The organism is Pseudovibrio sp. W74 (genome assembly GCF_001623085.1).
In the GTDB taxonomy this organism is placed as follows: Bacteria; Pseudomonadota; Alphaproteobacteria; order Rhizobiales; family Stappiaceae; genus Pseudovibrio.
The window spans coordinates 19,924-46,488 of sequence record NZ_LMCJ01000016.1 but is presented as its reverse complement, the minus strand read 5'-3'; the positions used below and the strand labels follow the sequence as shown (position 1 = coordinate 46,488).

Genomic DNA, 26,565 nt, shown 5'->3' with positions numbered 1-26,565 from the left:
ATCTGCTTTCCGGGGATACGCTCTAAATGCTTCTATCAGGAAAAGTGCAAGGCGCAACACATAGTATCGTGGCGATATATGTTTGTTGCGCCTTGGATAATCAGAATTAAATTTCTTCGCGCGCGAAGCCGTCATTCTTCCAGTAGTAGTATGGCACAGGGCCATCTGGAGAAAGATCCGGGTCTTTGGCAAGGCGATTTTCAAGATCTGTCAGGACAGCCAGAGTGATGCGTGGCAAGTCCAGCTCTTTGCACTGCTCAATTGGCAGCCACTGGAGCTCTTCCAGCTCTTCTGTTGGTCCAATGCCGGTTTCCAGCTTGTGCGCAATCTGGTTCGCCCATACAGCGAAGAACCGTGCATCAAAGCGGCGGGTCCTGCCTGGAGGGGTGATTGCACGGGCAACGTAGCGAAGTGGCTCAAGATCCGGCAGGATGCCCAGTTCGTCAAAAGCTTCAAAGCCTGGACCTGCTGGTTCGCTTGGGCCTTCGGTTTTGCGGCCAACAAACAGGCCTGCTTCCTCGTAGGTTTCGCGAATGGCAGCAATTGCCAGCGCACGCAGGCGGCTTTCAGTCTTTATCTGCTTTTTGTCGTAGTTGAGTTTGGCGAGAACATCTGGATGATAGTCACGTACATATCTTACACGGCTGTCTTCAGAATCGACACGGCCACCTGGGAACACGAATTTGCCAGGCATGAATTTGTGCGCCATATGACGCTTGCCCATCAGCAGATGCAGGGAGCCATCGTCCTTGCGATCCAGAATAAGCAGTGTGGAGGCGTCTTTTGGCCTCAAAGGCTGAGCGGCCGGGTTGTTGTTTTCTTCCGCTCGCTCAACTTTGACTTCTTTCGTCAGGTCTTCCGTGGACATTCCTTACCTCTGATTGGCGCGTGTTGGGCCAAAACTAGGTGCTTTGCCGGCAGTTGCAAAGCCATCCATACGTAGTGCCCATTGCAAACCAACCAAGGCGCCCTTGATTGGGCGCAGGAGAGACAGAGACATGATGATGGTTAAAGGCAGCCAGACGGCCATGTGGAGCCACATAGGCGGCACGTAGGCCATCTCTACCCACATGGCCAGCGCAACGACGACGTGACCAACGATAAAGATAGTGAAATAGGGCGGAGCATCATCTGCGCGGTGGTGGTGAAGTTCTTCACCACAGTTGTCGCAGGACTGTTTCACGCTCAAGTAACCGTCGAAGACAGAGCCAATGCCACAGGAAGGGCATTTGCAGCGCATGCCACGCAGCACCGCTTCTCCGGTATTCCGATCTTGATGGGTATTCATTTATACCTGCCTTTTCCGTCCCGTAAATGCAGGGGAGCGCACGTTCTTTTTATGTGCGCTTCCGCTTATTTCCGTTTTTTGACCGGTGTAAACCTTTTGGCTTGCTGTTGTTTCTTGCTTGCCAACCCTTGTGCTTAGCAACCCGTCCCGCTGCTTCGCCCTTGGATTTGCCTTTTGTGAGCATTTCAAACCGTAAAGAGCCCGCAAATGGGGCGGCTTCCACCAGTTTGACCTGCACTGCGTCACCAAGTTGGTAGGTTTCACCAGTTGCTCTGCCCACGAGGGCATGAGCCGATTCTACATATTCGTAGTAATCCATACCAATGGTAGATGCAGGAATGAAGCCGTCTGCGCCATTTTGTAGCAGTTTGACGAACAGGCCAGATTTGGTCACTCCGGCAATTCGCCCAGAGAATTCAGCCCCAATTCTCTCGCAAAGGTACAGGGCAATCAGTCGGTCAATGGTTTCGCGTTCAGCCAGCATCGCCCGTCGTTCTGCCGCAGAAATCTCGGCTGCAATGGCAGGTAGCTTCTCTTCGATGCCGTATGGCAAGCCATCATCCCCGAGGCCGAGTGCACGAATGAGTGCGCGGTGCACTATCAAATCTGCATAGCGGCGAATAGGGGATGTGAAGTGTGCATAACGTCGGAGGTTCAAGCCGAAGTGTCCGATGTTCTCGGCATTGTACTCTGCTTGTGCCTGTGAACGCAGCACGACCTCTGACACCATGGTAGCGCTTGCGGTGTCTTTGAACTTGTCGAGAATGTTGTTGAACACAGAAGGACGCAGGCCGCCAATGTGAGGCAGTTTGACGTCCAGCGTGGAGAGGAAATCTCTCAGGTTCTCCAGCTTTTCCGGTGTCGACGCATCGTGCACACGATAGAGCAGGGCAGAGTTGCGTTTCTCAAGCTCTTCTGCTGCTGCGACGTTCGCCTGGATCATGCACTCTTCGATGAGTTTGTGCGCATCCAATCGGTCAGGAACGACGATCTGGTCAACGGTGCCGTCTTCTTTCAGCAGAATACGGCGTTCCGGGATGTCGAGTTCCAGCGGCTGGCGTTTGTCTCGGCCACGTTTCAGGATCTCATAGGCAGCCCACAATGGCTCAAGAACCGGTTCCAGCAGCGGGCCGGTTTTGTCGTCTGTCACGCCTTCAATGGCTTTTTGGGCCTGTTGATAGGAGAGCTTAGCCGCGCTGCGCATGATGACGCGATGGAACGAGTGGGATGTTTTCTTGCCGTTCTTGTCAAAGACCATCCGTGTTGCGATGGACGGGCGGTCTTCGTTCTCGCGCAAGGAGCACAAATTGTTAGAGATGCGCTCAGGTAGCATTGGGATTACGCGGTCAGGGAAATAGACCGAGTTGCCGCGCAGCAGTGCTTCCTTATCCATCGGGGAGCCCGGTGTGACATAGGCTGCGACGTCTGCAATTGCGACGTAAACGATGCAGCCGCCTTCGTTCTCCGGGCTGTTGTCCAACTGAGCATAGACCGCGTCATCGTGATCTTTTGCTGTCGCAGGGTCGATGGTGAGGAGCGGGATGTCACGCCAATCTTCACGGCCCTTGTGGCCAACAGGCTTGATGTTTTCCGATTCAGCAATGACAGCTCCTGGGAACTCATTACGAATACCCTGTGTGTGCAATGCGATTTCGGAGACAGCCATTTCTGAGGTGGTGGACCCAAAGCGTTTGACGATGCGGCCACGCGGTGTGCCGTATCGTCCGACTTTGTGGACTTCGATCTTTACGAGGTCACCGTCTTCAGATTCCATCAGCTCACGCGGATCCAGATCGACAGCGCGCTGCTTGCGGTCAACTGGTTCCAGAGTTGCCGCTTTGGTTGCCTTGTTGATGCGCAGGATGCCAAGGACGTCGGTGTCCTGGTTCTCCAGACGCTTCATCACGCGCACGACGTGTTTGGCTTCGGGGGATCCATTCTGATCGTCCAGCAGTTTCACAAGGGCGCGGTCGCCGATGCCTGGGACGGGGTTGAATTTGTTTTTGTTCTTTTGCGACAAGACGAGAACGTTCGGTGGCTCTCCATGCTCTTCATCCCAGTTCATCGGGATGCCGAGGAGCTCACCGTCAGCAGTTCTGCTTGTGATTTTTACAACAAAGACAGGAGGAAGATCGCCTGGACGCAACATGCGTTTCCGGCGTTTTTCGAGATGACCAGCTTCAGTCAAATCTCTCAGCATTCGTTTGAGGGGGATGCGCGCGGCGCCGACGATACCAAAATGGCGGGCGATTTCGCGTTTACCAGCTTTGCCGGGATTGTCGGCAATAAACTTCAGAATGTCTTCGCGGGATGGCATTTCTGCCGGTCCCTTATGTCTTTTTTCAGTGGCCTTTTTTCGGCTCAATGTATCTCATCCAGTGCGGCCTTTATGCCGCGAAAAGGGGCTCCCGATAAACGGAAGCCCTTATGTTTCGTTGTCCGGAGAGTAACGGGGATCTTAATCCTTCTTCGCGTTGATCAGCTCGATTGCCTGTTCGCGGGTTACCGTCTCCGGGTCTGTTCCTTTTGGCAGGGAGGTGAACTCCTTGCCCCATTTGATCCGAACGCCGAGGCGGCCACTGTCGCGCAGCTCCATCGCTCCACCATCCGGATGATCGCCAAGTTCTTTCAGTGCCCCTTTGGGCGCTGCTTTCTTGGCCGTTGTTTTCTTTGCAGCTGCCTTTTTGGCAGGCGCTTTCTTCTTACCTTTTGTTGCTGCCTTGGCATTTACAAGCTCTGTTGCCTGTTCCAGCGTGACAGCTTCTGGTGCAACGTCCTTTGGAAGGGTTGCGTTGATCTTTTCCCACTTCACGTAGGGGCCATAACGACCGCTGTATACGTTGATGGCGCCGCCATCGGGGTGGTCACCAAGTTCTTTGAGTGGTTTTGCGGCAGCTCCGCGGCCTCCGCCCTTGGCGCGCTTTTCTGCCAAAAGGGTTACGGCGCGGTTGATGCCGACGGAGAAGACTTCGTCCGGGCTGTCCAGGTTGGCATAGGTGCCATCATGTAGCACGAATGGTCCAAAACGGCCCAGGCCTGCGGAAATGGTCTTGCCATCTTCTGGATGGGTGCCGACTTCGCGTGGCAAGGAAAGCAACTGAAGGGCTTTCTCCAGATCCAGATCGGCAGTGCTCCAGCCACGTGGCAGGGACGAGCGCTTTGGTTTAGCTTCTTCACCTAGCTGTACATATGGGCCGAAACGGCCTGTGCGCAAGGAGACTTCCAAACCGGTTTCCGGATCAATGCCCAAAACCTGAGGTCCGTCTGCTGCTGCGCCCGCATCAGATGTACCGCCTGAGGTGAGCTGACGTGTATAATCACAATGTGGCGGATTTTCGTTTGGTTCTTTGCCGTCTTTCTTGTTTTTGTTGTAGTTGGAACAACCAACAAACGCGCCGAATTTGGAGACTTTCAATGACAAGCGACCGGTTTCACATTTCGGGCACTTGCGTGGATCAGAGCCATCTTCCTTGTCTGGGAAGACGTGTGCTTTGAGGGTTTCGTTCAGGGCATCCAACACTTCCGTGTTGGAGCGCTTAATCACCTCATCACAAATTTCGTGGAACGGGTTCCAGAAGTCACGCAAGACGGCCTTCCATTCCAGATCGCCAGCTGAGATCTTGTCGAGCTGGTCTTCAAGGCTTGCTGTGAAGTCATACTCCACGTAGCGATTGAAGAAGTCTTCAAGGAATGCAATTACCAGACGACCTTTGTCCTGTGGGATCAGGCGTTTCTTGTCCAGATCTACGTATTCGCGATCGCGCAGAGTTTGCAGCGTTGCGGCGTAGGTGGACGGGCGACCAATCCCCAGCTCTTCCATCTTCTTCACCAGTGTTGCTTCGGTGAAGCGTGGTGGAGGTTCTGTGAAGTGTTGGTTGGCTTCAATGCCTTTACGACCGAGGCTGTCGCCCTTCGTCATTGGCGGCAGGCGCTTGCTTTCCTCGTCTTCCTCATCATCTTTACCTTCTTGATAAAGGGTGAGGAAGCCATCGAAACGGACAACAGAGCCAGATGCGCGCAGGGCAGCTTTCTTGGCGCCGTTTGCAGCTTCGATGTCAACAGTGGTGCGCTCCAGTACAGCAGATTCCATCTGAGAGGCGATGGTACGCTTCCAGACCAGCTCGTAAAGGCGTGCGCCGTCTTCGTCGAGGAACTTTGCCATGTCCCGTGGGTGACGGGACAAGTCAGTCGGGCGGATCGCTTCGTGTGCTTCCTGAGCGTTTTTGGCTTTGGATGTATACACCCGTGGCTTTTCAGGAACGTACTCATCCCCATAACGGGAGCCGATGACGGCGCGCGCGCTTTGAATTGCTTCCGGAGCGATCTGCACACCATCGGTACGCATATAGGTGATCAAACCAGTGGTTTCACCACCGATATTCGCGCCTTCATAAAGCTTTTGCGCAACCTGCATGGTGCGTGCTGCTGCAAAGCCGAGCTTACGGGAAGCTTCCTGCTGAAGGGTCGAGGTGGTGAATGGTGCATATGGATTACGTCGTTGTGGCTTGCTCTCAACATTGCTGACAGAGAAGCTCGCACCTTCAAGCATCTGCTTGATCGCTGTGGCTTCCTGCTCGTTCTTAATGTCGAGGCGCGTAATCTTCTGGCCGTCAAAATTGGTGATGCGTGCCTGAACCGGTGCGTTTTCCGGTGTGTTCAGGTTTGCCAGAATGGACCAGTATTCCTGAGAGAGGAATGTCTCGATCTCGTTCTCGCGCTGACACACAAGGCGCAGCGCAACGGATTGCACGCGACCTGCTGAGCGGGCACCTGGCAGCTTGCGCCATAGAACCGGTGAGAGCGTAAAGCCCACGAGGTAGTCGAGTGCGCGACGAGCCAGATAGGCGTCGACAAGTGGCACATCCAGTTCGCGCGGATTTTTCATTGCTTCCAGAATGGAATTCTTGGTGATCGCGTTGAATACCACGCGCTCGACCTTCTTATCCTTCAGGACGCGTTTCTTTTTCAAAACTTCCAAGACGTGCCAAGAAATGGCCTCTCCTTCGCGGTCGGGGTCAGTTGCGAGAATAAGGCGGTCAGCCTCCTTCACAGCGTTGGCGATATCCGACAGGCGCTTTTGAGATTTGGAATCGACAGACCAAGACATGGCAAAGTCGTCGTCCGGCAGCACGGAGCCGTCCTTTGGAGGCAGATCGCGCACATGGCCGTAGGACGCCAGAACTATATAGTCCTTGCCCAGATATTTATTGATGGTCTTGGCTTTCGCCGGTGATTCCACAATGACTACGTTCATTGATTTCCTGGCTTTCGCGTAAATCTCGTCTTGGAATTGATAAATCAAAAACCGTTTTATGAGTCGAACCGACACAATCTCGGATGACTTCGCGGCTGTCAAATGGCCTTTTCAGATCAATTGGTCAAGAGCGGAAAAGCCACTCCCTTAATTTTCCTTGGGTCATATTTTGGTTGCGCTTGCTAATTTACGCAACCTAAGGTAATGGCTTTACTTGCTGTAACCCTCAGATTGCAAAGCGCTTTTTATCATCTGAGGCTTGTGTCATGGTTGCATAAGAAGGTTAAAAAGCTTGCGTAATTACCCGTTGCCGAAAAATGACAGAACAATCGAAACACGTGACGTAGCAGAGTACTGCGCCAAAATGTGTCGTGAATTGAGTGACATGGCGCGATCGCAGAGGCTCGACCTGCTGAGATACTTATTGCTTCTGGCTCAAAAAGAAGCGGAAGCTCAATCCGGTGGATTACCGGACCCTGTTGAGGTTGAGGGCTTGGATCTCGAAAACAACGAAACCGGCTAAGACGCAAAATTGTCACGCTCTGTCAGAATGTATCAAAGAAAGCTTGTTGGGTTTGTGGCGCTCCAAGCGTCCGGCCAGTTCGATCTCCAGCAGGATGAGTTGAAGCGTCTGTAAGGTGACACCGGTAAATCGCAGGAGCTCATCCTGATCTATGGGGGTCTCACTCAGTGCATCGATGACGGCCTGTCTGTCCTGTTCTTTGGCATTGAGTGGGCTTGAGGTCTCGTCTGCATCTGCCTGCTCCAATGCTGGCCAGCTCATAGCAGGATCATCAATCCCCTGATGAAGTGGCAGGGACATAGAGATTTTGGGTTCCATGATCTCCAGAATATCGTCAGTCGATTGAATGAGCGCAGCGCCTTGCTGGATAAGTTTGTTGGCGCCGACTGACCGAGGATCCAATGGAGACCCAGGGACTGCCAATATCTCTCGGTTCTGTTCCAGTGCGTATCGGGCGGTGTGCAGAGATCCTGATTTTTCTGCGGCTTCAATTAAGATAACACCCAATGACATTCCCGAGATTAGGCGGTTGCGGCGGGGGAAATCCCGAGCTCTCGGGTTCCAGCCCATGGGCATTTCGCTGATGGCTGCTCCGTTGGCTGCGATCATCTTTGCAAAAAGTTCCGTATTCTCTTTGGGGTAGATGGTGTCTATGCCTCCGGCAAAGGCGGCGATGGTGCCAGACGTGAGAGCGGCCTGATGCGCTGCGCTGTCGATGCCTCGTGCCAGACCTGAGATGATGGTGAAGCCTTCTGCTGAAAGGTCTCTAGCCAGTTTTGTTGCAAACTTTGCTCCGGCGACCGAGCAATTGCGGGCGCCGATGATCGCAAGCGTCTTTTGCGTGCCGGTGAGCTCTTGTTGCAACGGCTCTCTGGCTCGAACTGCGAGCAGGGGTGGCGGTGCATCAATGTGTCTGAGAAGCGGAGGATAGGCGGTCTCACCCATGGCGACGAGGCGTGCGCCCATTTTATAGAGGGAAGCCAGTTCGGCTTCGGCTTTGTCCATAGAAAAAAGGCGATAAGTTTTCTTACCGCCTCTTCGGGATAGCTCTGGCAGGGCATCAAGTGCCGCTTGTGCTGAGCCAAAATGGTTGAAAAGCTCCCGGAATGTTCTTGGCCCGACATTCTCAGAGCGAATAAGGCGAAGCCACGCAAGCCGTTGGGTATCACTTAGGTGTGGTGCCCGGCTTTTGGTGGCTGTCTCCATTTACATCATCCCTTGGAACCTATCTTGCTTTCCTTGCCTTTTAGCAGGCGGGCAATGTTCTCGTGATGTTTTGCCCATAGCAATATGCTGAGTAATCCCATCATTTGCGCAATTTGCCACTGATCGAAAGCCAGCAGAATAAAGGGAGTGACAAGACTTGCTACCAGTGCTGACAGGGATGAGAATTTGGTGATGTAGGCCGTCGCAATCCAGATGGCGATGAAGATGACACCAACCGGCCAGAAGATGCCGAGCAGGATGCCGATGTAAGTAGCAACGCCTTTGCCGCCTTTGAACTTGAGCCAGACCGGGAAAAGGTGGCCAAGGAACGCGCCTAGACCTGCAATCAGTGCTGCTTCACCGCCCATGTAAAGAGCTACAAGTACGACTGCAGCAGTGCCTTTGAGCGCATCACACAGCAGAGTGAGGGCTGCGAGTTTCTTGCTGCCAGTGCGCAGGACGTTGGTGGTGCCAATGTTGCCGGATCCGATGTTTCGGATATCGCCGTGACCTGCCATTTTTGTAAAGAGCAGGCCAAACGGAATGGAGCCTAATAGGTAGCCAAAGGCCAATGCAGCCAGATAGTAGGGTAAATCAAGGGACCAGCTGATTGGATCAGGCACGGGTGTTCTCCAGTAGTTGAATATTAAAGCAGTATGCCTGTCCTCGCGGATGAGCATACTGCTTTAAAACTTTATCGTATCGCGTGCATTGTGCCAAAGCCTCGTGGGCCGGTTCAGAGCTACACGTTAAATTGCGTCGTGATCTAGGATGCCGCCTGCAACGATGGTTGTCAAAACCCGACCTGTCAAAGTTTCGTCCTCAAAAGGGGTGTTCTTTGAGCGGGAGCGGATTTTATCTTTTTCTACGATCCATGGTTTTTGCGGGTCGAATACGATCAGGTCTGCTGGAGCGCCTTTTGAGAGGCGGCCAGCAGGAAGACCAAGACGGTCCGCTGGATTGCAGGTCATTGTTGCAAGCAGTTTGGAAAGTGAGATGTCCTCATTCAGAACGAGGCGCATTCCAGCTCCAAGCATTGTTTCAAGCCCTAAAGCACCATATTCGGCTTCTGCAAAGGGGTGACGCTTAGTTTCCACATCTTGTGGGTTGTGATCGGACATAATGATGTCGATTGTGCCATCTGCCAGTGCTTTTACCATGGCCTGACGATCATCTTCCGTGCGCAGCGGTGGCGACATCTTATGGAAGGTCCGGTAGGGGCCGATGTCGTTTTCGTTGAGCGTGAGATGATTGATGGAGATGCCTGCAGTGACATTGAGCCCGTCGTTCTTTGCTTTCTGGATGGCTTCAGCGCTTTGCGGACAGGAGATCAGGCGTGCGTGATACTTGCCTTTTGCCATGGCAACGAGGCGCATATCGCGTTCGATTGCGACGAACTCAGCCTCGCATGGGATGCCGCCCAGACCCAGCCATGAGGCCCGCAGACCTGCGTTCATGACGCCGGAGCCTGCCAGATCCTTATCCTGTGCCTGATGAACCACCAGCGCGTCGAAGTCACGAGCGTAGGTCAGCAGACGGACCAGAACGGAGGAGTTGGTGATTGGCAGTCTGTCATTGGAAAAGGCGATGGCGCCAGCTTCCTTGAGCAGGCCAATCTCGCTCATGTCCTTGCCAGCCAGACCTTTGGTGAGGGCGGCCATCGGGTGCACGTTGACGATCGCTGTGTCGCGGGCACGGCGGAGCATGAAGTCTACCAGTGCAGGATCATCAATCACCGGGTCCGTGTTGGGGCTGGTGAGGATGGTGGTTACACCGCCAACGGCTGCTGCGCGGCTGGCGCTCTCCAGCGTTTCGCGGTGTTCTGCGCCGGGTTCGCCTACGCTGACGCCCATGTCGATGAGACCGGGCGCAACGACGGCACCGTGGCAATCAACGGTCTTTGCGCCATCCGGAGTGCCCTGATTGAGAGCCTCTGCACCTGCGGCGAGGATGGTGCCGTCCTGCACAATCACTGCACCTGCTTCATCAACATTGTTTGCTGGGTCGATGATGCGGGCGTTTGTCAGGACCAGCGGGTTTACATTCTTGTACATGCGCGTGTCCTCTAGTTGTTGTCAGGAAGGTTTTGAGCAAGAGCTTCAAGCACTGCCATACGTATGGCGACGCCCATTTCCACTTGCTCGCGGATCAGACTTTGCGGACCATCTGCGACTTCTGCTGAGATCTCGACACCACGGTTCATAGGGCCGGGGTGCATGACCAGAGCATCAGGTTTGGCGTAGGAGAGTTTTTCGGAGTCCAGACCGTGATAACGGAAATACTCACGAACAGATGGTACAAACGCACCGCTCATACGTTCGCGTTGCAAACGCAGCATCATGACGATGTCGCAGCCTTTTAGTCCTTCGCGCATGTCTGTGAATACTTCGACGCCCATACTATGAATACCAGAGGGCAGTAGTGTAGAGGGAGCTATGACACGCACGCGAGCTCCCATGTTGGAGAGAAGGATGATGTTGGATCGGGCGACGCGGGAGTGGCGGATGTCGCCGCAGATGGCTACTGTCAGGCCGCCGAGGGTTCCTTTGTGGCGGCGGATGGTCAAGGCATCCAGCAGAGCCTGAGTTGGGTGCTCGTGAGGGCCGTCGCCGGCGTTGACGACCGCGCAGCCGACTTTGCGGGCCAGCAGGTGGACTGCTCCAGCGGCGTGGTGGCGAACAACCAGCAAATCAGGGCGCATGGCGTTCAGGGTTGCTGCGGTGTCGATCAGGGTTTCACCCTTTTTCACCGAAGAGGTGGAGACCGACATGTTCATAACATCCGCGCCCAGGCGCTTGCCTGCAAGCTCAAAGGAAGATTGGGTGCGGGTGGAAGCCTCAAAGAAGAGGTTGATTTGCGTTCGCCCACGCAGAACAGCTTTCTGCTTTTCTACCTGTCTGGAGACTTCGACGGCTTCGTCGGCAAGGTCCAAAAGGTAATTAATGTGGGGAGGCTGCAATCCCTCGATACCGAGGAGATGGCGATGCGGGAACGCTGAGGATCGATGTGTGGTTTTCTTGCTCATCGAAGACCCTTCTATAGGCAGAAACACCGAGTTCGTAAAGAGCTCAACAGATGTATAGTTTTTATTGTGCAAATCGCAGTTGCAACGTGCGCGCTAACCTATCAAAATCGCTGGGGCAACTCGCGGGAGGAAAAATGGATAAAGTTTCACAAGCCACTATGACAACAGGGGTAATTAATCAGGCCCCGCCATATTGTGGGTATAACCTTGCCGAGAGTGATCCAATTCTCCTTGCTGATCTGGGTGGCACGGGCTCCAACGATTCTGCACGGGAGGAGCTTATCAAGTTTGGTGAGCAGTGTGGAGCCGCAGATGCACTGGATCTGGGGAGACTGGCAAATGTTAATGAACCGGTGCTGAAAACACACGATCCGTATGGTCGCCGTCTGGATGTTGTCGAATTTCACCCGTCCTATCATGCGCTGATGCGCCGCTCTTTTGAAGCTGGCCTGCACAGTGCGTCTGTTGAGTCCATGGAGCCGGGTGGTGAGCGTGCGTTTTATAATCGTGCGCGCAAGTATTTCGTGATGAGCCAGGTGGAAGGTGGGCACCTTTGCCCGGTGACCATGACCAACGCGTCTGCCATGGCCCTTACTCAGGCCCCTGAACTTGCCAAGGTGTGGAATGAGCGCATCCTGAGCCGCAAATATGATCAACGTTTCCGCCCTGCCAGCCAGAAGATGGGTGCGAGCCTTGGCATGGGCATGACGGAGAAGCAGGGTGGGTCCGACTTGCGTCAGATCATCACTCGCGCTGAAAAGGTTTCTGACGACACTTATGTGATCAATGGACATAAGTGGTTCTTCTCTGCGCCGATGTGTGATGCGTTCCTTGTGCTGGCGAAGCTGGAAGAGGGGCCAACCTGTTTCCTTGTGCCGCGTATTTTGGAATCTGGCGAAGTGAATGGACTGGACTTCCAGCGCCTGAAAAACAAGCTGGGTAACAAGTCCAATGCCTCTTCCGAGGTTGAGTTTAACAACGCTGTTGGTTTCCTTGTCGGGGAAGTAGGTAAGGGCATCAAGACCATTTTGAAAATGGTGACACCTACCCGTGTGGACTGTTGTATTGGGTCTTCTGCCCTGATGCGGGCTGCGATTTCCAGAGCGGTTCATCACACCTCCAACCGCAGTGCATTTGGGGCTCGTCTTATTGAGAAGCCACTGATGCAGCGGGTTCTTGCGGATATGTCTCTTGATATGGCTGCAAGTGAGGCACTGGCGCTGAAACTGTCGCATTGCATGGATTTGGAAGGTGAAGACAGCCAGGCCGCTGACTTCCTGCGGATCATCACACCTGCTGCAAAATACTGGATCTGCAAGAGTGCAGAGAACGTTGCGGCTGAGGCGATGGAGTGTCTGGGTGGCAACGGGTACGTGGAAGATCACGACATGGCTCGTATCTACCGTGAAGCCCCAGTCAACAGCATCTGGGAAGGCTCAGGCAACATCATGGCGCTGGATTTGCTGCGGGCTATGCACCGTACTCCAGACAGCTTCATGAATGTGCTTGGCATGCTGGAAGCTGATCTTGGTCCTGCCGGCAAGGTGTCTGTTGAAGTGTTGCAGGCTGCAGCACGGACGTGTCTGGAAGATGAGGGTGGTGCCCGGTTGCTGACTGAACAGCTGGCGATCACAGCTGCAGCTGCTGCGCTGAAAGAAGTTGCTCCTCCAGCGATTGCCAATGCGTTTATTGAGACCCGTATGGCAGGTCAGTGGCGTTCAAGCTACGGCATGCTGGATGCACGCTATGACGCCAAGGGGATCCTTGAGTGGCTTTACCCGATCAAGTAGGCCACGACCAATAACCACGTCGGAATAGTGATTGCGGCGGCGACTGTCTGAAGGGTCAGAATTTCGGCCATCAACTTGGCGTCACCGCCCATTTTCCTCGCCAGAACAAAACTTGCCCCTGCTGCCGGAACAGAAAACACCAGTGTGACGATGGTTGCCGAGATTTCGTCAAGCCCAAGTGCGAGCGCGAAACTCAATGCGATGCCGGGTGCAAGTACGTTGCGCAAAAGCAGAGCTGTTGTAAGCGCTGGGCCCGGGCGACGCAACGCTCCTAAGTCCAAAGCTGCACCGACGCACAGAACTGCAATTGGTAGGGCTGCACTTCCCAAAAATGTCAGATAGTTTGCAATAACTTCCGGGATATAGCCACCGGAGGCGTTGATGAGGCCTCCTGCTGCAACGCTGATGATGAAAGGGTTCTTGATCAACTCTTTTGCAAGTGTTTTTGGCGAGGGGACAGACCCTCCTGCATAGATCGATAGCACAATCACGCAGAGCAGGTTTGCTGCCGGGATCATGATTGCCATGATGACCGCCACCAGCGCCACTCCTTCCTCTCCAAAACTATTGGCTGCGATTGCCATGGCGACAAAACCATTCCAACGCACAACACCTTGAAAAATGGAAGTGAAGCGCGGACCTTCGATTGCAAACTTCTGTTTTAGAAAGGGTTGCAGGACGAGGCACAGAATGGCCAGAAGCGAGAAGGTTCCCAGTACGGATATGGTGATTTCCATGACTGGCATTGCCGAGAAATCTGAGGTGCCCACGTTGATCAGGATGATCGCAGGGAACAATACCCAATAGGCCAGATCTTCCATACCGCTCCAGCGCTCTCTTGGGATGAGATTGCGGTGACGGAGGAACCATCCTGTGGCTGTGAGGAGCAAGACAGAGATGATGGCTGACAGGGCAGAGAACATGCTTATGCTTTTCAGGCTGTTGCACAGACAGGAAAGTGTCTGTGCAAGTGGATGGACAAACAGCGTATTGAGGCGCGTATCCGTTTATTCACGTAGCCTGAAAAAAGCAGAGTGGTAAAGCGCAGGGTGCCTTAAATTTTCTCAAGTGTTGTTGCTTGAGAGCTGGACCTACTCGTCCTCAAAGAGAGAGGTGCCGCCATAGTTGATGCGGTCCAGGAAGCCCTGCAGGATGTAGGAGGCAGCCATCTTGTCGACCAGCTCGGCTCGGCGGGCGCGGGAACGGTCTGCTTCGATAAGTGTGCGTGTGACCGCAGCGGTGGAGAGACGCTCGTCCCAGTAGGTGATCGGGATTTCCGTTTTCTGGGCAAGATTGCGCACAAATGCGCGGGTCGCCTGACAGCGCGGGCCCTCGGTGCCATCCATGTTGAGCGGCAGGCCAATCACGAGGCCAAAGACGCTGTGTTCCTTACAAAGATCCAGCAGACGTTCGACATCCTGCGTAAACTTCTTGCGCTTGATGGTCTCCAGCGGAGATGCAATCTGCCGACCTGAATCAGTCAGTGCCAAACCAATGGTCTTGCTGCCAAGATCGATACCGATCAGGCGGTCATCATCATAAAGCGCGTCGCAGAAATCTTCGAGAGAAAGTGAGGGATCATTTGCCATGGCGGCGAGTTAGCACGGCTTGAGAGTAACGCCAAGCAGGTAATCTATATTTTTCTCGGGGACATGCTGTTTCCTGCTGAACTGTGCAACGGCTGTTCTGATAAAGGTAAGGGTGCAAGACGATTGAGCAGGTGGATATAGGCGTGACGCAAGTGCAGTTTGAAGAGGGATGGCAGGGCATTCTGGCTCCTGAAATGGATAAACCCTACTTTCAGAAACTCCAGGCTTTTCTGGATGCTGAGGAAGCGGAAGGAAAGACCATTTATCCTCCGACAGCTGACTGCTACGCTGCCTTTAATGCAGCTGCTCTGAGTGATGTGCGTGTTGTCATTCTTGGGCAGGATCCCTACCACGGGGAAGGGCAGGCACATGGACTTTCTTTCTCAGTTCGCAAAGGCGTGAAACTGCCGCCGTCGCTTCGCAATATCTACAAGGAGTTGGAGAGCGACCTTGGTTTAGCGCCAGCAACTCATGGGTGTTTAACGCATTGGGCGGAGCAGGGTGTTTTGCTGCTCAACACGTCTTTGAGTGTGGAGGAAGCCAAGGCCGGGTCTCATGCCAAGAAAGGGTGGGCGCCGTTTACAGATGCTGTGATCAAGGGCTTGTCCGAAGCACGAGAGCATCTGGTGTTTATCCTGTGGGGCGCGCATGCACAGAAGAAGCTGGATCTGATTGATGAGAGCAAGCATCTGGTATTGATGAGTGCGCATCCATCGCCGTTGTCGGCACGGCGTGGCTTTATCGGATCAGCTCCATTTTCCAAAACCAATGCCTATCTGAAAGAACATGGTATTGCAGAGATTGACTGGAAGATCTCCTAGGGCATTACCGGAGTTTTGCCAGTGTCCGGTTACATTTAAGGGTTGTGTAACCAAATTACTACTAGTTTAGATAATATTTTAGATATCACGGATGTGCCGCGTTTCGGCACTCCGCATTGGGGGATTGGTAGTATGGATTTACAGTTTCTGGGCCATTCTGCTTTTAAGGTTCACATTCCTGGGGCAACGCTTCTGATTGACCCGTTCTTGTCTGGCAATCCGAGCTTTCCGGCAGAGATGAGTGTGGAGCAGGTGAGTGAAGGTGTTGATCATGTTCTGCTGACCCACGGCCACGACGATCATGTGGGCGATACCATCGATATCTTGAAAATGACTGGTGCAACGCTTACGGCGAACTGGGAAATCTGTATGTGGGCGCAGGACAAAGGTATTGAGAAAATCAATCCTATGAACCATGGCGGCTGCGTGAACATGGGGGCGTTTGGTGTGGCGCTGACCAATGCAGTGCACAGTTCTGCCTGTTCGTTTGATAGTGAAGGCAGCGTTGCGGATGTGTATCTGGGTAACCCTGCTGGCGTTGTGGTGATGGCTGAGGATGAGCCAACACTGTTACATATGGGTGATACGGACATCTTCTCTGACATGGAGCTGATCAACGAGATTTATCGGCCTCAGATTGGGATTGTGCCGATCGGGGATCGGTTCACCATGGGCGCTCGCACCGCATCAATGGCATGTCAGAGGTTCTTTGAGTTCCAGACCATCATTCCGTGTCACTACGGTACCTTCCCAATTTTAGACCAGAGCGCAGATCAGTTTACCGAATGCATGGAGGATGATGCATTTCGTGTGGCAAAGCTGAAACCGGGGGAGACGGTGACAGTCAATAACAGTGTTGCAGCTTCATAGCTGCATTGATTTTTGTCACTGAAACAAGAAAAGGCCTCAGCGTGAACTGAGGCCTTTTAAGTTTGAAAGGGACACATTCCGCGTTTTTTTGCTTTCACCGCGGGAGCTACGCTTAGTTGGGGGCACGCGTAGCTTGAGTGGCCTTCAAGGGAGCATGGGTGGGGTTCGCTTAAAGGTCTGCTTCTGGCGTGTGTATGATTGTTGGCCAGTTTTCATTTGCCCGGGCGATGGAAGCGTTCGGGTCTTTTAGGAAGTGACGCTGGGCGCCTGCATGGGCATTCAGGTAAAGTTTGCCATCGACGATCTTCCATTGTTCTGGCTGGATCGGAATTTTTACTCCGAAGCTCACACCAGTCGCACACCAACCACCATACTGAGGCGCGTACTTGGTTGGATCCTTTTTGAACTTGTCGAGATTTTCAGCGGAAGAGAACAGCCACGTCACGTCCTGATACTGCGTGGAATACTCTTTTTTGCCTGGAACTGGCTTGCCTTGTGTGAAGTAAGCGACCGGATCAGTTCCTTTGATTGCGTAGCCTTCTTCAACGAAGTTGGTTACGTCATCGGCCATTGCCGTCATCGGAACAGTTACAAGTGCTGACAGTGCTAGTCCAACTGCAAGAACTGAAGATTTGATCGGCATGGGCAACTCCTTCGGACTGATCTTTGAAGCCAAGTCTGGCTTGTTTCGTTTACCAGTTGATTATGGGGAACCACTGGTTTTTATCTATGTTCTGAAAACACTATGCGTGAATACCTATCTTAAGGCCAATAACGCTTCATCACCGTTTTGAGAACTGGTTGTGAGGGGAAGGTTTACTCGCTGCAAAGTGCATTTGAAGATGCGTAACTTGTTGTAGATGCAGCGTTAGTTTTGTTTATGTGTGCTTTGAGCTAATGGGTGCCATAAACGAAAGAAAGCCGCAGATTTCTGCGGCTTTCTCTAGGGCTCAATGCATATGCCACCATGAGATTTGGGGAGATGTCGGAATAGGCGCTAGGCATCGCCTATTGCAGCATATGCACTGAAGGAAACTTAGAGTTTGTCTGCTGGTACGTCGCGGATCTCAACCCAGTTTGTGTCTGCATTGGTGATCGTTTCGATTGTGCGGGACTGCATGCGCTTTACTGCACCATCGTGTGCGTTGAGGTAGAGCTTGCCGTCGACGATGTCCCAAAGCTCAGGCTTGGTTTCCAGCTTGCTGCCGAAGGATGCACCAACTGCACACCAGCCACCGTACTGCGGAGCGAACTTTGCTGGCTCTGCAACGAATTTGTCACGGTTTTCAGCGCTGGAGAATTTCCAGGTTACGCCGTCGTACTGAGCGGTAAATTCAGCTTTACCCTGAACAGGCTTGTTTTGTGTGAAGTATGCAACAGGATCGGTACCACCAATCGCATAACCACCAGAGGTGTAGGTCGAGATTTCATCAGCGAATGCGCCGAATGTGCTTGCGGACAGGGCGGCACCTGCAATAGCCGCTGCAACAGCGATAGATTTGATTTTCATTATATTACCCTCAATGAAACAATGAACTTCGCCAGACAAACAAAGCCAGGTCAGGAAGAATGCTTTGTTTGTTCGACAACCTCGGCCCGCGGAAATTGCCCGTTCTTGCGAGGCCCAATCTTCTTGCCCCAAGAGGGTGTACAAGTGCCAATCAAGTGTCTTCACCAAGAGGAGAGCGGCTTTGATTTTTTATGATCGACTTGTAATGCTCTGAATTAACTCGGTAATTTCCCGTAGTGCCGGTTTTCTCCTGCGAACGAGGCTGGTGAAAAACACAAAACCGAGAAGTTGGTCGATGCTTGTCTCCATGGTTGCAGTGGTATTCCAGTAAACGAAAACCTGTCTGAAGTGCGTGCGCTGTTCGCCTTCTATGAGGGAAAGTTCCTCCACTAACGAAGGCTCTGAGAGCAGGGCAAGCCATGCGGTGCCCAACGGAGTGTCGTAAAGGGCGTTGAGGATGCCTGAGGTGGCGTCCTGCAAGTCATTGTGAAAAGAAGACATGCCGGGGTAGATGGGGGGAACCTGGCGGAACCCGTAGCGCAGGGCTTCGAGAGTCAGACCTGCTTTGTTTGGCCAGCGGCGATACAGCGCTTGTTTGGACGTGCTTGCTGTCTGCGCAATTTGCTGGGTTGAGGTGCCGTGATAGCCATCCGTTGCCAGTGCTTTGAGCGTTGTAGTCAGGATCAGACGGGTGAGTTCGTTGTTTTGTGGGCGGCCTCTTGGTGTGGTCGGCTCAGGCATCAGGAAAACCTCTCCGCATACTCAGAGGGTGTGATGCCAAAGTTTCGCTGGAAGGCACGGCGCAAGTTTTGGATATGCCCGAAACCGGACAAATGAGCTGCCTGTTTGATGGAGCTGCGTTTGAGAAGGGCTGTTCTGGCAAGATCCAACCGAAGACGCTCTACGAACTGAGCTGGGGTCGCGCCAATGTCTTCTTTCAGGCGGCGGTGCAGAGTGCGCGTGGAGACACCTGCTGATTTTGCCATGTTCTCGATGGTCCAGTCTGCCTCTGGCTCTGACAGAATGATCTCTGAGAGTTTTGCGATGTTGGATTGACCGGCGGCTTGCAGGGAAAGGGCGGAGGAGAACTGGGCTTGTCCCCCATTGCGGCGCAGGTAGACCACCAGCTCCTGCGCGGTCTTCAGTGAGATCGCAGCTCCCAGATCTTGCTCGATGAGGTGCAAGGTCAGGTCGATGCCTGCAGTGACACCTGCAGAGCTGTAGACATTGCCTGCATTGACGAAGAGTTGGTTGAGCTGCCAGTTCACATTTGGGAACTCTGTTTGTGCTGTGGAAGCGCGGCTCCAATGGGTGCTGGCTTGCTTGCCATCTAAAATGCCAGCGTCGGCCAGAATAAGTGCGCCGGAGCAGATGGAGATGATGCGCTCTCCGTTTGCCCTTGCTGCAGCTTTTTGAAGAAGCGAGCGAAGGGTACTGCTGCCCAGCTCTTTATCGACACGCCCTCCGGGGATGAGAAGATCAGCGGCTGGGTTCCAGTCGGATATCTTGCCATCAACGGCGATTTTGATCCCTGGCTGGGTTTCTACCGGCTGACCATCAACAGAGAGAATTCTGAGCTTATACTTGGGATGATAACTGTCTGCCGTCCAGAAAGCCTGCATCGGGCCTGCCAGATCCAGAAGGTTGATCCCGTGATACACGAGTGCATCTATATGACGGTAATGCTCGATTTGTGTGTTTGGCATGATTTGAAGCTTGAATGTCCTAACTGCCAATTGTTGTAGGCGGTAATCTCAAGGAGGTCAAAGTTTCTACGAGGAATAATTATGGGATTTTCAAAGGTAGCGGAGCCGGGGACTGCCTATAGGGCGCGCAATTTTCCGCTCATTTTGATTGCAACAGCAATCCTTTCCATGCAGATGCCAATCCTGATTGCGATCAGCGCTCTGGCAGGGTCTTATCTTGCACCCCACCCCACCATGGCAACTGTGCCGCTTGCCTTGCAGATGTTTGGTAACTTTCTGTTTGCTACACCAATCTCGCTGTTTATGGGGCGGTATGGGCGTCGGAACGGGATATTGCTGGGTGTAGTCCTGAGCATTATCGGTTCGTTGCTCTGCGTTTATGCGCTTTATTCCAATCAGTTTGTCGTGTTGCTTGTTGGGCATGTGCTTTTAGGCATTGCCACGGCGGCCTACACCTTTATGCGGTTTGCTGCATCTGACAGCGCCAGCGAAAAGTGGAAGCCCATGGCGATCTCGCTGAGCATGTCTATGGGGTTGCTCTCTGCGCTGCTTGGCCCAAGCCTTGTTGGTGTGGTGAAAGATTTTGGCGGGGTCATTCCATTTGTGGGCAGTTATCTGGCGTTGGCAGGTGTTGCTGTTGTGGGCGCGTTGCCTGTGCTTGGTTTGAGCCTGCCGCCTGCTTTGACGAAAGACCAGACTAACAAAGGGTTTGTTGCGTCCTTGAAGGTGCTGCGCCGACCAGCTGTCTGGAGTGCGACGGCGTGTGCGGGGCTCTCTTTTGGTTTCATGACTATGCAGATGTCTCCGACACCGCTTGCGATGGACTATTGTGGGTTTTCTGTTGGTCAATCCAGCGATGTAATCCGCTGGCATTTGGTCGCCATGTTTGGTCCGAGCTTTGTTACAGGCTTTATCATCCGCCGGATTGGAACAACCTCGGTCATGGTGCTGGGTTTGTTGATGCTTGCTGGGGCTGGTGTGATTGGTGCGCTGAGTGTTGAGATTTGGGCCTTCTATGTGGCTTTGCTCCTGCTGGGTGTTGGCTGGAACTTTGGTTTTATCGGCGCGACGTCTCGTTTGGTTGAGGTTGTTGCACCTGAAGATGCGCCGCTTGCTCAAGGAGCCAATGATTCAGTCGTAGCGTTGGTTTCTGCGATCTGTGCGCTTTCAACGGGCATTTTGTTCAGCACTGTTGGTTGGGCAGGGCTTTCACTCTCGGCACTTCCTTTGTTGCTGGGTCTGGCGTTGTGGTTGGTGGTGTCGGGTGTGCGTGGGAGATCTCTGGAATATGCTTCTTATTAATCGGTACTGATTGGTTCCGTAATATCGAGAATATGAGGGATGAACAGCAGGGCAGTGATTGTTCTGCTGTTTTTTTGTGTTTATAGCTCTTTGCCATGAATTCGAGGCGGGCAGTCTTTTGCCCCCGTAATTTCGGAGTGAAACATGTCGGTTGATCTAAACACCGTAAAACGTGTTGCCGGTCTGGCGCGCATCAAGGTTGATGACGCGCAGGCGGAGAAAATGACTGGTGAGCTGAACACGATCCTTGGTTTTGTTGAGCAGCTGGATGAGGTGAATGTTGACGGCGTTGAGCCAATGACCTCTGTGGTTGAAACCACCATGAAGAAGCGGGCTGACGGCCAGAGCGATGGCGGTTATGCGGACAAGATCGTTTCTAACGCGCCAGTGCATGAAGACAACTTCTTCACCGTGCCTAAAGTTGTTGAATAAGCGCCCGATTTCACAAGGATAATGACTGTGTCTGATCTTACCAAACTGACGATCGCAGAGGCGCGCGATAAGCTTGCTGCCCGCGATTTTACTGCAACTGAACTGACTGAGAGCTACCTCGGTGCCATCGAGTCCGGCAATGAGGCGCTGAACGCTTATATTGCTGTAACTGGCGATATTGCCCGTGAGCAGGCCAAAGCGTCTGACGCAAAAATCGCTGCTGGCGAGGCGCGTCCGCTGGAAGGTATTCCTCTCGGCATCAAAGACCTTTACGCGACGAAGGGTGTTCACACTCAGGCGTGTTCTCACATCCTCGATGGCTTTAAGCCAGAGTATGAGTCCACCGTCACGCAAAACCTGTTTGATGACGGTGCTGTGATGCTGGGTAAGCTGAACATGGACGAGTTCGCGATGGGCTCTTCCAACGAGACTTCCTTCTATGGTGACGTTGTGAACCCTTGGCGCCGCAATGGCACTGAGACTGCACTGGTGCCTGGTGGGTCTTCTGGTGGTTCCGCTTCTGCCGTTGCTGCTCATCTTTGTGCTGCGGCGACAGCGTCTGATACCGGTGGTTCCATCCGCCAGCCTGCAGCGCTGACCGGTACTGTTGGCATCAAGCCAACTTATGGCCGTTGTTCTCGTTGGGGTATGGTTGCGTTTGCGTCCTCATTGGATCAGGCTGGCCCGATTGGCCGTACAGTGCGTGACAACGCGATCCTGCTGAAGTCCATGGCTTCTGTTGATGCGAAAGACACCACTTCTGTTGATGCGCCTGTGCCGAACTACGAAGATTTCATCGGCAAGTCCATCGAGGGCATGAAGATCGGTATTCCTAAAGAGTACCACATGGACGGTATTCCAGAGGAGATTGAGGCGCTCTGGCAGCAGGGTATTGCATGGCTGAAGGAAGCTGGCGCTGAGATCGTCGAGATTTCTCTGCCGCACACCAAATACGCTTTGCCTGCTTATTACATTGTGGCTCCAGCGGAAGCGTCTTCCAACCTGGCGCGTTATGATGGTGTTCGTTACGGTCTGCGTGTGCCGGGCAATGACATTGTAGAGATGTATGAGAACACTCGCGCAGCTGGCTTCGGTGACGAAGTGAAGCGCCGCGTGATGATCGGCACCTACGTTCTGTCTGCAGGTTATTACGATGCGTATTACCTGAAAGCGCAGAAGGTTCGTACCCTGATCAAGCAGGACTTTGACAATGCATGGGCTGACGGTGTGGATGCAATCCTGACACCGACCACTCCTGATGCAGCGTTTGCTCCAGGCGAGATCACTGATCCAGTGACCATGTACATGAATGACGTGTTTACTGTGACAGCCAACATGGCTGGCGTTCCGGGCATGTCCATCCCAGCTGGCCTCAACAAAGACGGCCTGCCACTGGGCCTGCAGCTGATCGGCAAGCCATTTGACGAAGGCACTCTGTTCCAGGTTGGTGAAGTGATTGAGCAAGCCGCTGGCCGCTTCGAGCCTTCCGCCAACTGGTGGAGCAAGTAAGCCTCAGCGCTGCTGCTATGAAATGAGAGAGGCCTCGGAGAGATCCGGGGCCTTTTTTGTTGGTATGCATCTATTCTGTCGACAAAAGAGGCAATACTTCAATAAATTATCGCCATAATATTGCACTTGCATATAAAGCAACTTCTAATTGTGGAAGATTGAAGGATGTTGATTTATGCGTTTTGATTTTTCATTGAAGTTTGGTTGGGGCGAGTTACTCGCTTTGCTTGCAATAATTGTTAGTATTGTTACGGCTTGGTTGAATAGGCCTGGCCCTGAGTTCCTGTTTAGTAGCGGAGCAATGAGTATATCAGCCAAATTGGAAAAAAGTGAATGCAAGATTCGGTTCGTATTGCCTATACACATCAACAACTCTGGGCAAAAAAGCGGAATTTTTCTGAGGTACTCTCCGTCGGGGACTGCTAATGAGAGCATTCAGCTATTCACGAGTAACGGTCCTGAATACGTTAAAGTCCATAATTTTAAACGAGCGATTTCGTCAAATAATCAACAAGGCATTGTTCAGCGTCTTATGAGTGGTGACTATGAAGGCTTTAAGATGTTTGACTTCCAATCTCAGTCATACCTGTACTCTGAAGTTGTAGTGCCGAGTATGAGCTCGCATATGGAGTACATCTATGGAGAGCTCTTGTTGCCTAACTCCACGGATCTCTTGAATTCAGGTTTGGCTTGGTCCATTGCCGCAGAGTTTTCCAACGGTCAACGATTAGAAGCTGCGAATGTCTATGAACTTAAGAACTATATTAAGAAGTGTTCAGCCAAAAATCTTGATATTTTGGGAAGTTAATATCCAACCTCTGGCCTCACAATCATCAGCCAAACAATCCCTAGTATCGCAACGAAAGCGGGGAAGCCGCAGGCGAACCAGATGCGGTAGAGGGTGTGGTAGCGGGGTGGTAATGGCGTGCATGTTTGGGCGGCTGATGCGGCGAGGTTTCTGAGTTGGATTTGTATCCAGACCACTGGGAGCCAGAATGCGCCAATAAGCATGTAAAGTGCGAGTGAGAGCACGATCCATCCTTCGGTCAAAGACCAGCCAACTTCTCTTGCCAGCAGATATCCGGTGATGGGTTGAACGATCACAGCTGTGGCGGTGAAAAGTGTGTCAGCAATGACGACGGTTCCAGCTGTATGAGCGATGGCCGCAGCGTTTAACGTTCTGGCGGCTATCACCATGAAGAACGCAATGCCTGCGCCTGTTCCGATAAGGACACAGGCGCCGATGATGTGCAGGAACTTGAGGAACTCGTAGGTCATCTCTCCTCCAGCAGCAGAATGGGAAAGAGGGCTAGGATCATAGCGGGGATTGTTTTGACATACGGGCCAAGGGGATCTGCCCAGAGGTCTGTTGCCCACAATGTGCCAGCTCCTAAGTATCCAAGCGTCACTGCGATCATGCCCAGACAGGCGAGGCAAGTGTGTCTTCTAAAGAGGATAAGGCTGCCAAGCGTGACGTCTGCGATACTGCCTGCAAAGACAAAGAGCAGACTTAGTGTTTGATCCATGCCGCGCTCGGTCAGAACTCTCTGTGCGTCGCTAAACTGGATTGCTCCGATGATGCCAGAGGCAAACCAGAAGAGAGAAAGGCAGGCGATGGTGAGGGGCAACAGAAGATAAAGTCTGGCAAACCAACGCTCCTGCGTTGAGCATGGCAAACACCTCAGTGTTTCATTAAGTGATTTGCAGGGAAAACCACCCGCCTTTTGCCAAGTGGACGTATCCGCGGTGATGCCGTTTTGCAGGGTTTCGATGGACGTGGAGCGCAGGGGAGAGCGCCATCCAAACGCACCAAGAGCATCCGCCAGTTTACTTGTCACTGTTAGGAGCCAGTTTGGTGTTGTGACAGCATAGCGCCATTGCGGGAAGCCTTGCCATGCTCTTATTGCTTTTGTGAGTTGCCAGAGGGTTTGAGGTGTTTCTTCAGCGAGGTCTGCCGTTGTCCCTGTCGGGATTTTGCCAAGCGCGCAGTGTGTGACTGCTTGTGCCAGGTCGTCCAAGGCTATGGTTTGAATTTGGCTTTTGGGGAATACCTTAAAGCCGATGAGCGGCATCGCGCTGGCTGCTCGTAGAAGTGCTGTTCCGCCATAGGCTTGTGGTCCAATAACAAGGGCAGGGCGCAGAATGATTGCATGCTCAAGCTGTTGCTTAATGATTGCATCGCCTTTTGCTTTGGTGCGGAAGAAATTGGTGTTTGCGTCAAGCGCGACGCCTGCAGCTGAGATCTGGATGAATAGCTTATCTGTGTTGGTCAAAGCCTCGCACATACGTTCGACGGCTTGCACATGGATTGCTTCCAGATTGTCTTTGGCAGAGTCTTGCAGGGCGCCGGATGCGTTTATGACAACATCTGCTGCTTCAAAGATTTTGCTCCAATCCTCAGTGGTTGCGGTGGCGATATCCAGAAAGTGCCACTGTAGTTCGGGAAAGCATTGCCTGGCGGCTGATTGGGAGCGTCCAACCCCCGTGACATGAAATCCTGAATGTTGGAGATGTTTGACGCAGGCGGCACCGATGAAGCCATAAGCGCCGAGGACAATTGCTGATTTGCGGATACTCATAAATTGAACTTTTAAGAGGAAGAACAGACTCACTTTAATGCCTCAATCTAGCATGAGGGCGTTCAGTTGAGCACATCTTATTTGTCAACTAAGTTGACAAATAAGATGTGTGGTGGTTTTGTGCGGGTATGGAAGAGCGGGACGTACAGAGAGATCCTGAACTGGCGGTTTCGCTTTATGAGGGGATCAGTTCACACGGCCTTTGGCGCAGTACGGTCTGTTCTTGAAGGGCTTTTGCAGTGTCCGCGTGCAGGTGAGATGCGGGCGTGTCTGTAAGTGCAGAGGGCGTTGCTTGGTTGTTTTTCCTCACTGGCACAGTCGTAATTTGGAGGCGTTGATGAGTATGTGGAGTGTTGTTGGTCTTGTGGTTCTGGTGCTTCTGATTGGTGCAGGATACACCGCGCAGCGCTTGATGCGGTTGCAGGGACCAACGCAGGGAGACGTGATTGATAAGGCAAGCCGCGGTCAGTCTGCGTTGCTGGTGCTGGATGTGCAGGAGGACTTTACAAAGGATACCAAGGCAAGACAGTGGCCTGCTGCCTTTGTGGAAGAGCGGATTGCGCGGATTAACGCGTTGGCGGCAGAGGCGCAGGCACGCGGGGAGCCCGTGATTACCACACGGTTGATCTATGAGGGAGGCTATACGAACTTTCTGATTGGATTGCTTGGCGAAGGGCTTGGGACAGAGGGCTCTGACGGGCTTGAGTTGGATAAGCGGCTCGGGTTTCAGCCGGACATGGATCTTGTAAAGAGTGTGGGGGATGCATTTGCCAGTGAAGAGCTGGAGGCTTTCCTGAAGACGCACGGTGTTGGACGGCTCAGGATTGCCGGGCTTGATGGATGTTACTGTGTGAAGAGCACGGCGCTTGGAGCGCTTGGGCGTGGATATGCGGTGGAGTTGGCAGAGGATGCTGTGCTTTCCATTGATCCGAAAGGCTGGACGCAGTGCCGGGCAGAGTTGGTGAGTAAGGGCGTGCAGCTGGTGAAATCGGCAGAGCTGGCTGTGGCTCAGTAGGTTCTGATCTCAACTGCATTGTGCCGGTTGCACATTATCAACATGCACCCTACATGGGCATGGGAAAAGTCTGCGTCTGACGCAGGCTTTTTGCTTGTGTATCTGCGTGATGCATCTGGCTGTGGATCAAATTGAATGAGCTGAAC

The 26,565-nt window shown here is 53.0% G+C and carries 25 protein-coding genes; 9 read left to right on the top strand and 16 right to left on the bottom strand.

What is annotated here, in order from left to right; translation table 11 throughout:
• Positions 1 to 106: 106 nt before the first annotated feature.
• The 4 genes from PsW74_RS10810 to topA form a co-directional block, all read right to left on the bottom strand.
• Positions 107 to 868 (bottom strand): hypothetical protein, encoded by a 762-nt coding sequence (locus tag PsW74_RS10810; RefSeq protein WP_063289433.1) that lies wholly within the window; start codon positions 866 to 868, stop codon positions 107 to 109.
• A gap of 3 nt (positions 869 to 871) precedes the next feature.
• Entirely contained in the window at positions 872 to 1,288 is a 417-nt protein-coding gene (locus PsW74_RS10805; protein ID WP_057463365.1) for a DUF983 domain-containing protein, read from the bottom strand.
• Between the two features lie 49 nt (positions 1,289 to 1,337).
• On the bottom strand, positions 1,338 to 3,605 hold the full coding sequence (gene rnr, locus PsW74_RS10800) for a ribonuclease R (RefSeq protein WP_063289432.1): 2,268 nt from the start codon (positions 3,603 to 3,605) through the stop codon (positions 1,338 to 1,340).
• A gap of 141 nt (positions 3,606 to 3,746) precedes the next feature.
• Positions 3,747 to 6,542: a type I DNA topoisomerase gene (gene topA / locus PsW74_RS10795; protein ID WP_057463364.1), complete on the bottom strand. Its 2,796-nt coding sequence runs from the start codon at positions 6,540 to 6,542 to the stop codon at positions 3,747 to 3,749.
• A 385-nt stretch (positions 6,543 to 6,927) separates the two neighbouring features.
• Between topA and PsW74_RS28865 the strand changes: the two genes are divergently transcribed.
• The gene (locus PsW74_RS28865) at positions 6,928 to 7,065 is read left to right on the top strand and encodes a hypothetical protein (RefSeq protein ID WP_193775974.1); all 138 of its coding nucleotides are present in this window, start codon (positions 6,928 to 6,930) and stop codon (positions 7,063 to 7,065) included.
• Between the two features lie 12 nt (positions 7,066 to 7,077).
• On the opposite strand, the gene dprA is transcribed toward PsW74_RS28865, so the two are convergent.
• From dprA to PsW74_RS10775, 4 genes are all read right to left on the bottom strand, one after another.
• Positions 7,078 to 8,271 carry a DNA-processing protein DprA gene (dprA, locus tag PsW74_RS10790; protein ID WP_063289431.1) on the bottom strand — a complete coding sequence of 398 codons (1,194 nt, stop codon included), beginning with the start codon at positions 8,269 to 8,271 and terminating at the stop codon, positions 7,078 to 7,080.
• A gap of 5 nt (positions 8,272 to 8,276) precedes the next feature.
• On the bottom strand, positions 8,277 to 8,894 hold the full coding sequence (gene plsY, locus PsW74_RS10785) for a glycerol-3-phosphate 1-O-acyltransferase PlsY (protein WP_063289430.1): 618 nt from the start codon (positions 8,892 to 8,894) through the stop codon (positions 8,277 to 8,279).
• 126 nt (positions 8,895 to 9,020) lie between these two features.
• A complete protein-coding gene (locus tag PsW74_RS10780) occupies positions 9,021 to 10,325 on the bottom strand; it encodes a dihydroorotase (RefSeq protein WP_063289429.1) in 1,305 nt (434 codons plus the stop codon).
• Between the two features lie 11 nt (positions 10,326 to 10,336).
• Complete coding sequence (locus PsW74_RS10775) at positions 10,337 to 11,296, bottom strand: aspartate carbamoyltransferase catalytic subunit (protein ID WP_082596876.1); 960 nt, start codon at positions 11,294 to 11,296, stop codon at positions 10,337 to 10,339.
• Positions 11,297 to 11,430: 134 nt separating this feature from the next.
• Between PsW74_RS10775 and PsW74_RS10770 the strand changes: the two genes are divergently transcribed.
• Complete coding sequence (locus tag PsW74_RS10770) at positions 11,431 to 13,086, top strand: acyl-CoA dehydrogenase family protein (protein WP_082596874.1); 1,656 nt, start codon at positions 11,431 to 11,433, stop codon at positions 13,084 to 13,086.
• Here PsW74_RS10770 and PsW74_RS10765 read toward each other — a convergent pair.
• Positions 13,071 to 14,009 (bottom strand): AEC family transporter, encoded by a 939-nt coding sequence (locus PsW74_RS10765; RefSeq protein WP_063289428.1) that lies wholly within the window; start codon positions 14,007 to 14,009, stop codon positions 13,071 to 13,073. The two genes, PsW74_RS10770 and PsW74_RS10765, sit on opposite strands and share 16 nt — an antisense overlap.
• Before the next feature lie 168 nt (positions 14,010 to 14,177).
• Positions 14,178 to 14,675, bottom strand: coding sequence for a Holliday junction resolvase RuvX (gene ruvX, locus PsW74_RS10760; RefSeq protein ID WP_063289427.1), 498 nt, complete (start codon positions 14,673 to 14,675; stop codon positions 14,178 to 14,180).
• A 143-nt stretch (positions 14,676 to 14,818) separates the two neighbouring features.
• On the opposite strand from ruvX, the gene ung reads away from it, so the two are divergent.
• Positions 14,819 to 15,496 carry a uracil-DNA glycosylase gene (gene ung, locus PsW74_RS10755; protein WP_063289678.1) on the top strand — a complete coding sequence of 226 codons (678 nt, stop codon included), beginning with the start codon at positions 14,819 to 14,821 and terminating at the stop codon, positions 15,494 to 15,496.
• A gap of 132 nt (positions 15,497 to 15,628) precedes the next feature.
• Positions 15,629 to 16,366 carry a metal-dependent hydrolase gene (locus tag PsW74_RS10750; RefSeq protein ID WP_063289426.1) on the top strand — a complete coding sequence of 246 codons (738 nt, stop codon included), beginning with the start codon at positions 15,629 to 15,631 and terminating at the stop codon, positions 16,364 to 16,366.
• 169 nt (positions 16,367 to 16,535) lie between these two features.
• Here the strand turns inward: PsW74_RS10750 and PsW74_RS10745 are convergent, their stop codons facing one another.
• The 4 genes from PsW74_RS10745 to PsW74_RS10730 form a co-directional block, all read right to left on the bottom strand.
• The gene (locus PsW74_RS10745; RefSeq protein ID WP_057463358.1) at positions 16,536 to 17,009 is read right to left on the bottom strand and encodes a YHS domain-containing (seleno)protein; all 474 of its coding nucleotides are present in this window, start codon (positions 17,007 to 17,009) and stop codon (positions 16,536 to 16,538) included.
• 393 nt (positions 17,010 to 17,402) lie between these two features.
• Positions 17,403 to 17,876 carry a YHS domain-containing (seleno)protein gene (locus PsW74_RS10740; RefSeq protein WP_057463357.1) on the bottom strand — a complete coding sequence of 158 codons (474 nt, stop codon included), beginning with the start codon at positions 17,874 to 17,876 and terminating at the stop codon, positions 17,403 to 17,405.
• A 189-nt stretch (positions 17,877 to 18,065) separates the two neighbouring features.
• The gene (locus tag PsW74_RS10735; protein WP_063289425.1) at positions 18,066 to 18,617 is read right to left on the bottom strand and encodes a helix-turn-helix domain-containing protein; all 552 of its coding nucleotides are present in this window, start codon (positions 18,615 to 18,617) and stop codon (positions 18,066 to 18,068) included.
• On the bottom strand, positions 18,617 to 19,582 hold the full coding sequence (locus PsW74_RS10730) for a helix-turn-helix domain-containing protein (RefSeq protein ID WP_063289424.1): 966 nt from the start codon (positions 19,580 to 19,582) through the stop codon (positions 18,617 to 18,619). Before PsW74_RS10730 ends, PsW74_RS10735 begins: the two co-directional genes overlap by 1 nt.
• Before the next feature lie 81 nt (positions 19,583 to 19,663).
• On the opposite strand from PsW74_RS10730, the gene PsW74_RS10725 reads away from it, so the two are divergent.
• The 4 genes from PsW74_RS10725 to PsW74_RS10710 all read left to right on the top strand — a co-directional run bounded on the left by PsW74_RS10725 (position 19,664) and on the right by PsW74_RS10710 (position 23,633).
• Positions 19,664 to 20,884: an MFS transporter gene (locus PsW74_RS10725; protein WP_063289423.1), complete on the top strand. Its 1,221-nt coding sequence runs from the start codon at positions 19,664 to 19,666 to the stop codon at positions 20,882 to 20,884.
• A 144-nt stretch (positions 20,885 to 21,028) separates the two neighbouring features.
• Positions 21,029 to 21,316 (top strand): Asp-tRNA(Asn)/Glu-tRNA(Gln) amidotransferase subunit GatC, encoded by a 288-nt coding sequence (gene gatC, locus PsW74_RS10720; RefSeq protein WP_057463353.1) that lies wholly within the window; start codon positions 21,029 to 21,031, stop codon positions 21,314 to 21,316.
• A 27-nt stretch (positions 21,317 to 21,343) separates the two neighbouring features.
• A complete protein-coding gene (gene gatA, locus PsW74_RS10715; protein WP_153041739.1) occupies positions 21,344 to 22,825 on the top strand; it encodes an Asp-tRNA(Asn)/Glu-tRNA(Gln) amidotransferase subunit GatA in 1,482 nt (493 codons plus the stop codon).
• A 175-nt stretch (positions 22,826 to 23,000) separates the two neighbouring features.
• Entirely contained in the window at positions 23,001 to 23,633 is a 633-nt protein-coding gene (locus tag PsW74_RS10710; RefSeq protein WP_063289421.1) for a hypothetical protein, read from the top strand.
• On the opposite strand, the gene PsW74_RS10705 is transcribed toward PsW74_RS10710, so the two are convergent.
• Together PsW74_RS10705 and PsW74_RS10700 are read right to left on the bottom strand one after the other, a co-directional pair.
• Complete coding sequence (locus PsW74_RS10705) at positions 23,630 to 24,103, bottom strand: DUF2269 domain-containing protein (protein WP_063289420.1); 474 nt, start codon at positions 24,101 to 24,103, stop codon at positions 23,630 to 23,632. The genes PsW74_RS10710 and PsW74_RS10705 overlap by 4 nt on opposite strands.
• On the bottom strand, positions 24,100 to 25,404 hold the full coding sequence (locus tag PsW74_RS10700) for an SDR family oxidoreductase (RefSeq protein WP_063289419.1): 1,305 nt from the start codon (positions 25,402 to 25,404) through the stop codon (positions 24,100 to 24,102). The genes PsW74_RS10705 and PsW74_RS10700 overlap by 4 nt, the downstream gene beginning before the upstream one ends.
• A gap of 337 nt (positions 25,405 to 25,741) precedes the next feature.
• Here PsW74_RS10700 and PsW74_RS10695 point away from each other — a divergent pair, with 337 nt between their 5' ends.
• Entirely contained in the window at positions 25,742 to 26,419 is a 678-nt protein-coding gene (locus tag PsW74_RS10695) for a cysteine hydrolase (protein ID WP_063289418.1), read from the top strand.
• Positions 26,420 to 26,565: the final 146 nt, after the last annotated feature.

Excerpts from the sequence above, each read along its gene's own strand:
- PsW74_RS10810 (WP_063289433.1), bottom strand. The coding sequence starts at position 868 with ATGTCCACGGAAGACCTGACGAAAGAAGTCAAAGTTGAGCGAGCGGAA.
- PsW74_RS10805 (WP_057463365.1), bottom strand. The coding sequence starts at position 1,288 with ATGAATACCCATCAAGATCGGAATACCGGAGAAGCGGTGCTGCGTGGC.
- rnr (WP_063289432.1), bottom strand. The coding sequence starts at position 3,605 with ATGCCATCCCGCGAAGACATTCTGAAGTTTATTGCCGACAATCCCGGC.
- topA (WP_057463364.1), bottom strand. The coding sequence starts at position 6,542 with ATGAACGTAGTCATTGTGGAATCACCGGCGAAAGCCAAGACCATCAAT.
- PsW74_RS28865 (WP_193775974.1), top strand. The coding sequence starts at position 6,928 with ATGGCGCGATCGCAGAGGCTCGACCTGCTGAGATACTTATTGCTTCTG.
- dprA (WP_063289431.1), bottom strand. The coding sequence starts at position 8,271 with ATGGAGACAGCCACCAAAAGCCGGGCACCACACCTAAGTGATACCCAA.
- PsW74_RS10780 (WP_063289429.1), bottom strand. The coding sequence starts at position 10,325 with ATGTACAAGAATGTAAACCCGCTGGTCCTGACAAACGCCCGCATCATC.
- PsW74_RS10775 (WP_082596876.1), bottom strand. The coding sequence starts at position 11,296 with ATGAGCAAGAAAACCACACATCGATCCTCAGCGTTCCCGCATCGCCAT.
- PsW74_RS10770 (WP_082596874.1), top strand. The coding sequence starts at position 11,431 with ATGGATAAAGTTTCACAAGCCACTATGACAACAGGGGTAATTAATCAG.
- PsW74_RS10765 (WP_063289428.1), bottom strand. The coding sequence starts at position 14,009 with ATGTTCTCTGCCCTGTCAGCCATCATCTCTGTCTTGCTCCTCACAGCC.
- ruvX (WP_063289427.1), bottom strand. The coding sequence starts at position 14,675 with ATGGCAAATGATCCCTCACTTTCTCTCGAAGATTTCTGCGACGCGCTT.
- PsW74_RS10750 (WP_063289426.1), top strand. The coding sequence starts at position 15,629 with ATGGATTTACAGTTTCTGGGCCATTCTGCTTTTAAGGTTCACATTCCT.
- PsW74_RS10745 (WP_057463358.1), bottom strand. The coding sequence starts at position 17,009 with ATGCCGATCAAATCTTCAGTTCTTGCAGTTGGACTAGCACTGTCAGCA.
- PsW74_RS10740 (WP_057463357.1), bottom strand. The coding sequence starts at position 17,876 with ATGAAAATCAAATCTATCGCTGTTGCAGCGGCTATTGCAGGTGCCGCC.
- PsW74_RS10735 (WP_063289425.1), bottom strand. The coding sequence starts at position 18,617 with ATGCCTGAGCCGACCACACCAAGAGGCCGCCCACAAAACAACGAACTC.
- PsW74_RS10730 (WP_063289424.1), bottom strand. The coding sequence starts at position 19,582 with ATGCCAAACACACAAATCGAGCATTACCGTCATATAGATGCACTCGTG.
- PsW74_RS10725 (WP_063289423.1), top strand. The coding sequence starts at position 19,664 with ATGGGATTTTCAAAGGTAGCGGAGCCGGGGACTGCCTATAGGGCGCGC.
- gatC (WP_057463353.1), top strand. The coding sequence starts at position 21,029 with ATGTCGGTTGATCTAAACACCGTAAAACGTGTTGCCGGTCTGGCGCGC.
- PsW74_RS10710 (WP_063289421.1), top strand. The coding sequence starts at position 23,001 with ATGCGTTTTGATTTTTCATTGAAGTTTGGTTGGGGCGAGTTACTCGCT.
- PsW74_RS10705 (WP_063289420.1), bottom strand. The coding sequence starts at position 24,103 with ATGACCTACGAGTTCCTCAAGTTCCTGCACATCATCGGCGCCTGTGTC.
- PsW74_RS10700 (WP_063289419.1), bottom strand. The coding sequence starts at position 25,404 with ATGAGTATCCGCAAATCAGCAATTGTCCTCGGCGCTTATGGCTTCATC.
- PsW74_RS10695 (WP_063289418.1), top strand. The coding sequence starts at position 25,742 with ATGAGTATGTGGAGTGTTGTTGGTCTTGTGGTTCTGGTGCTTCTGATT.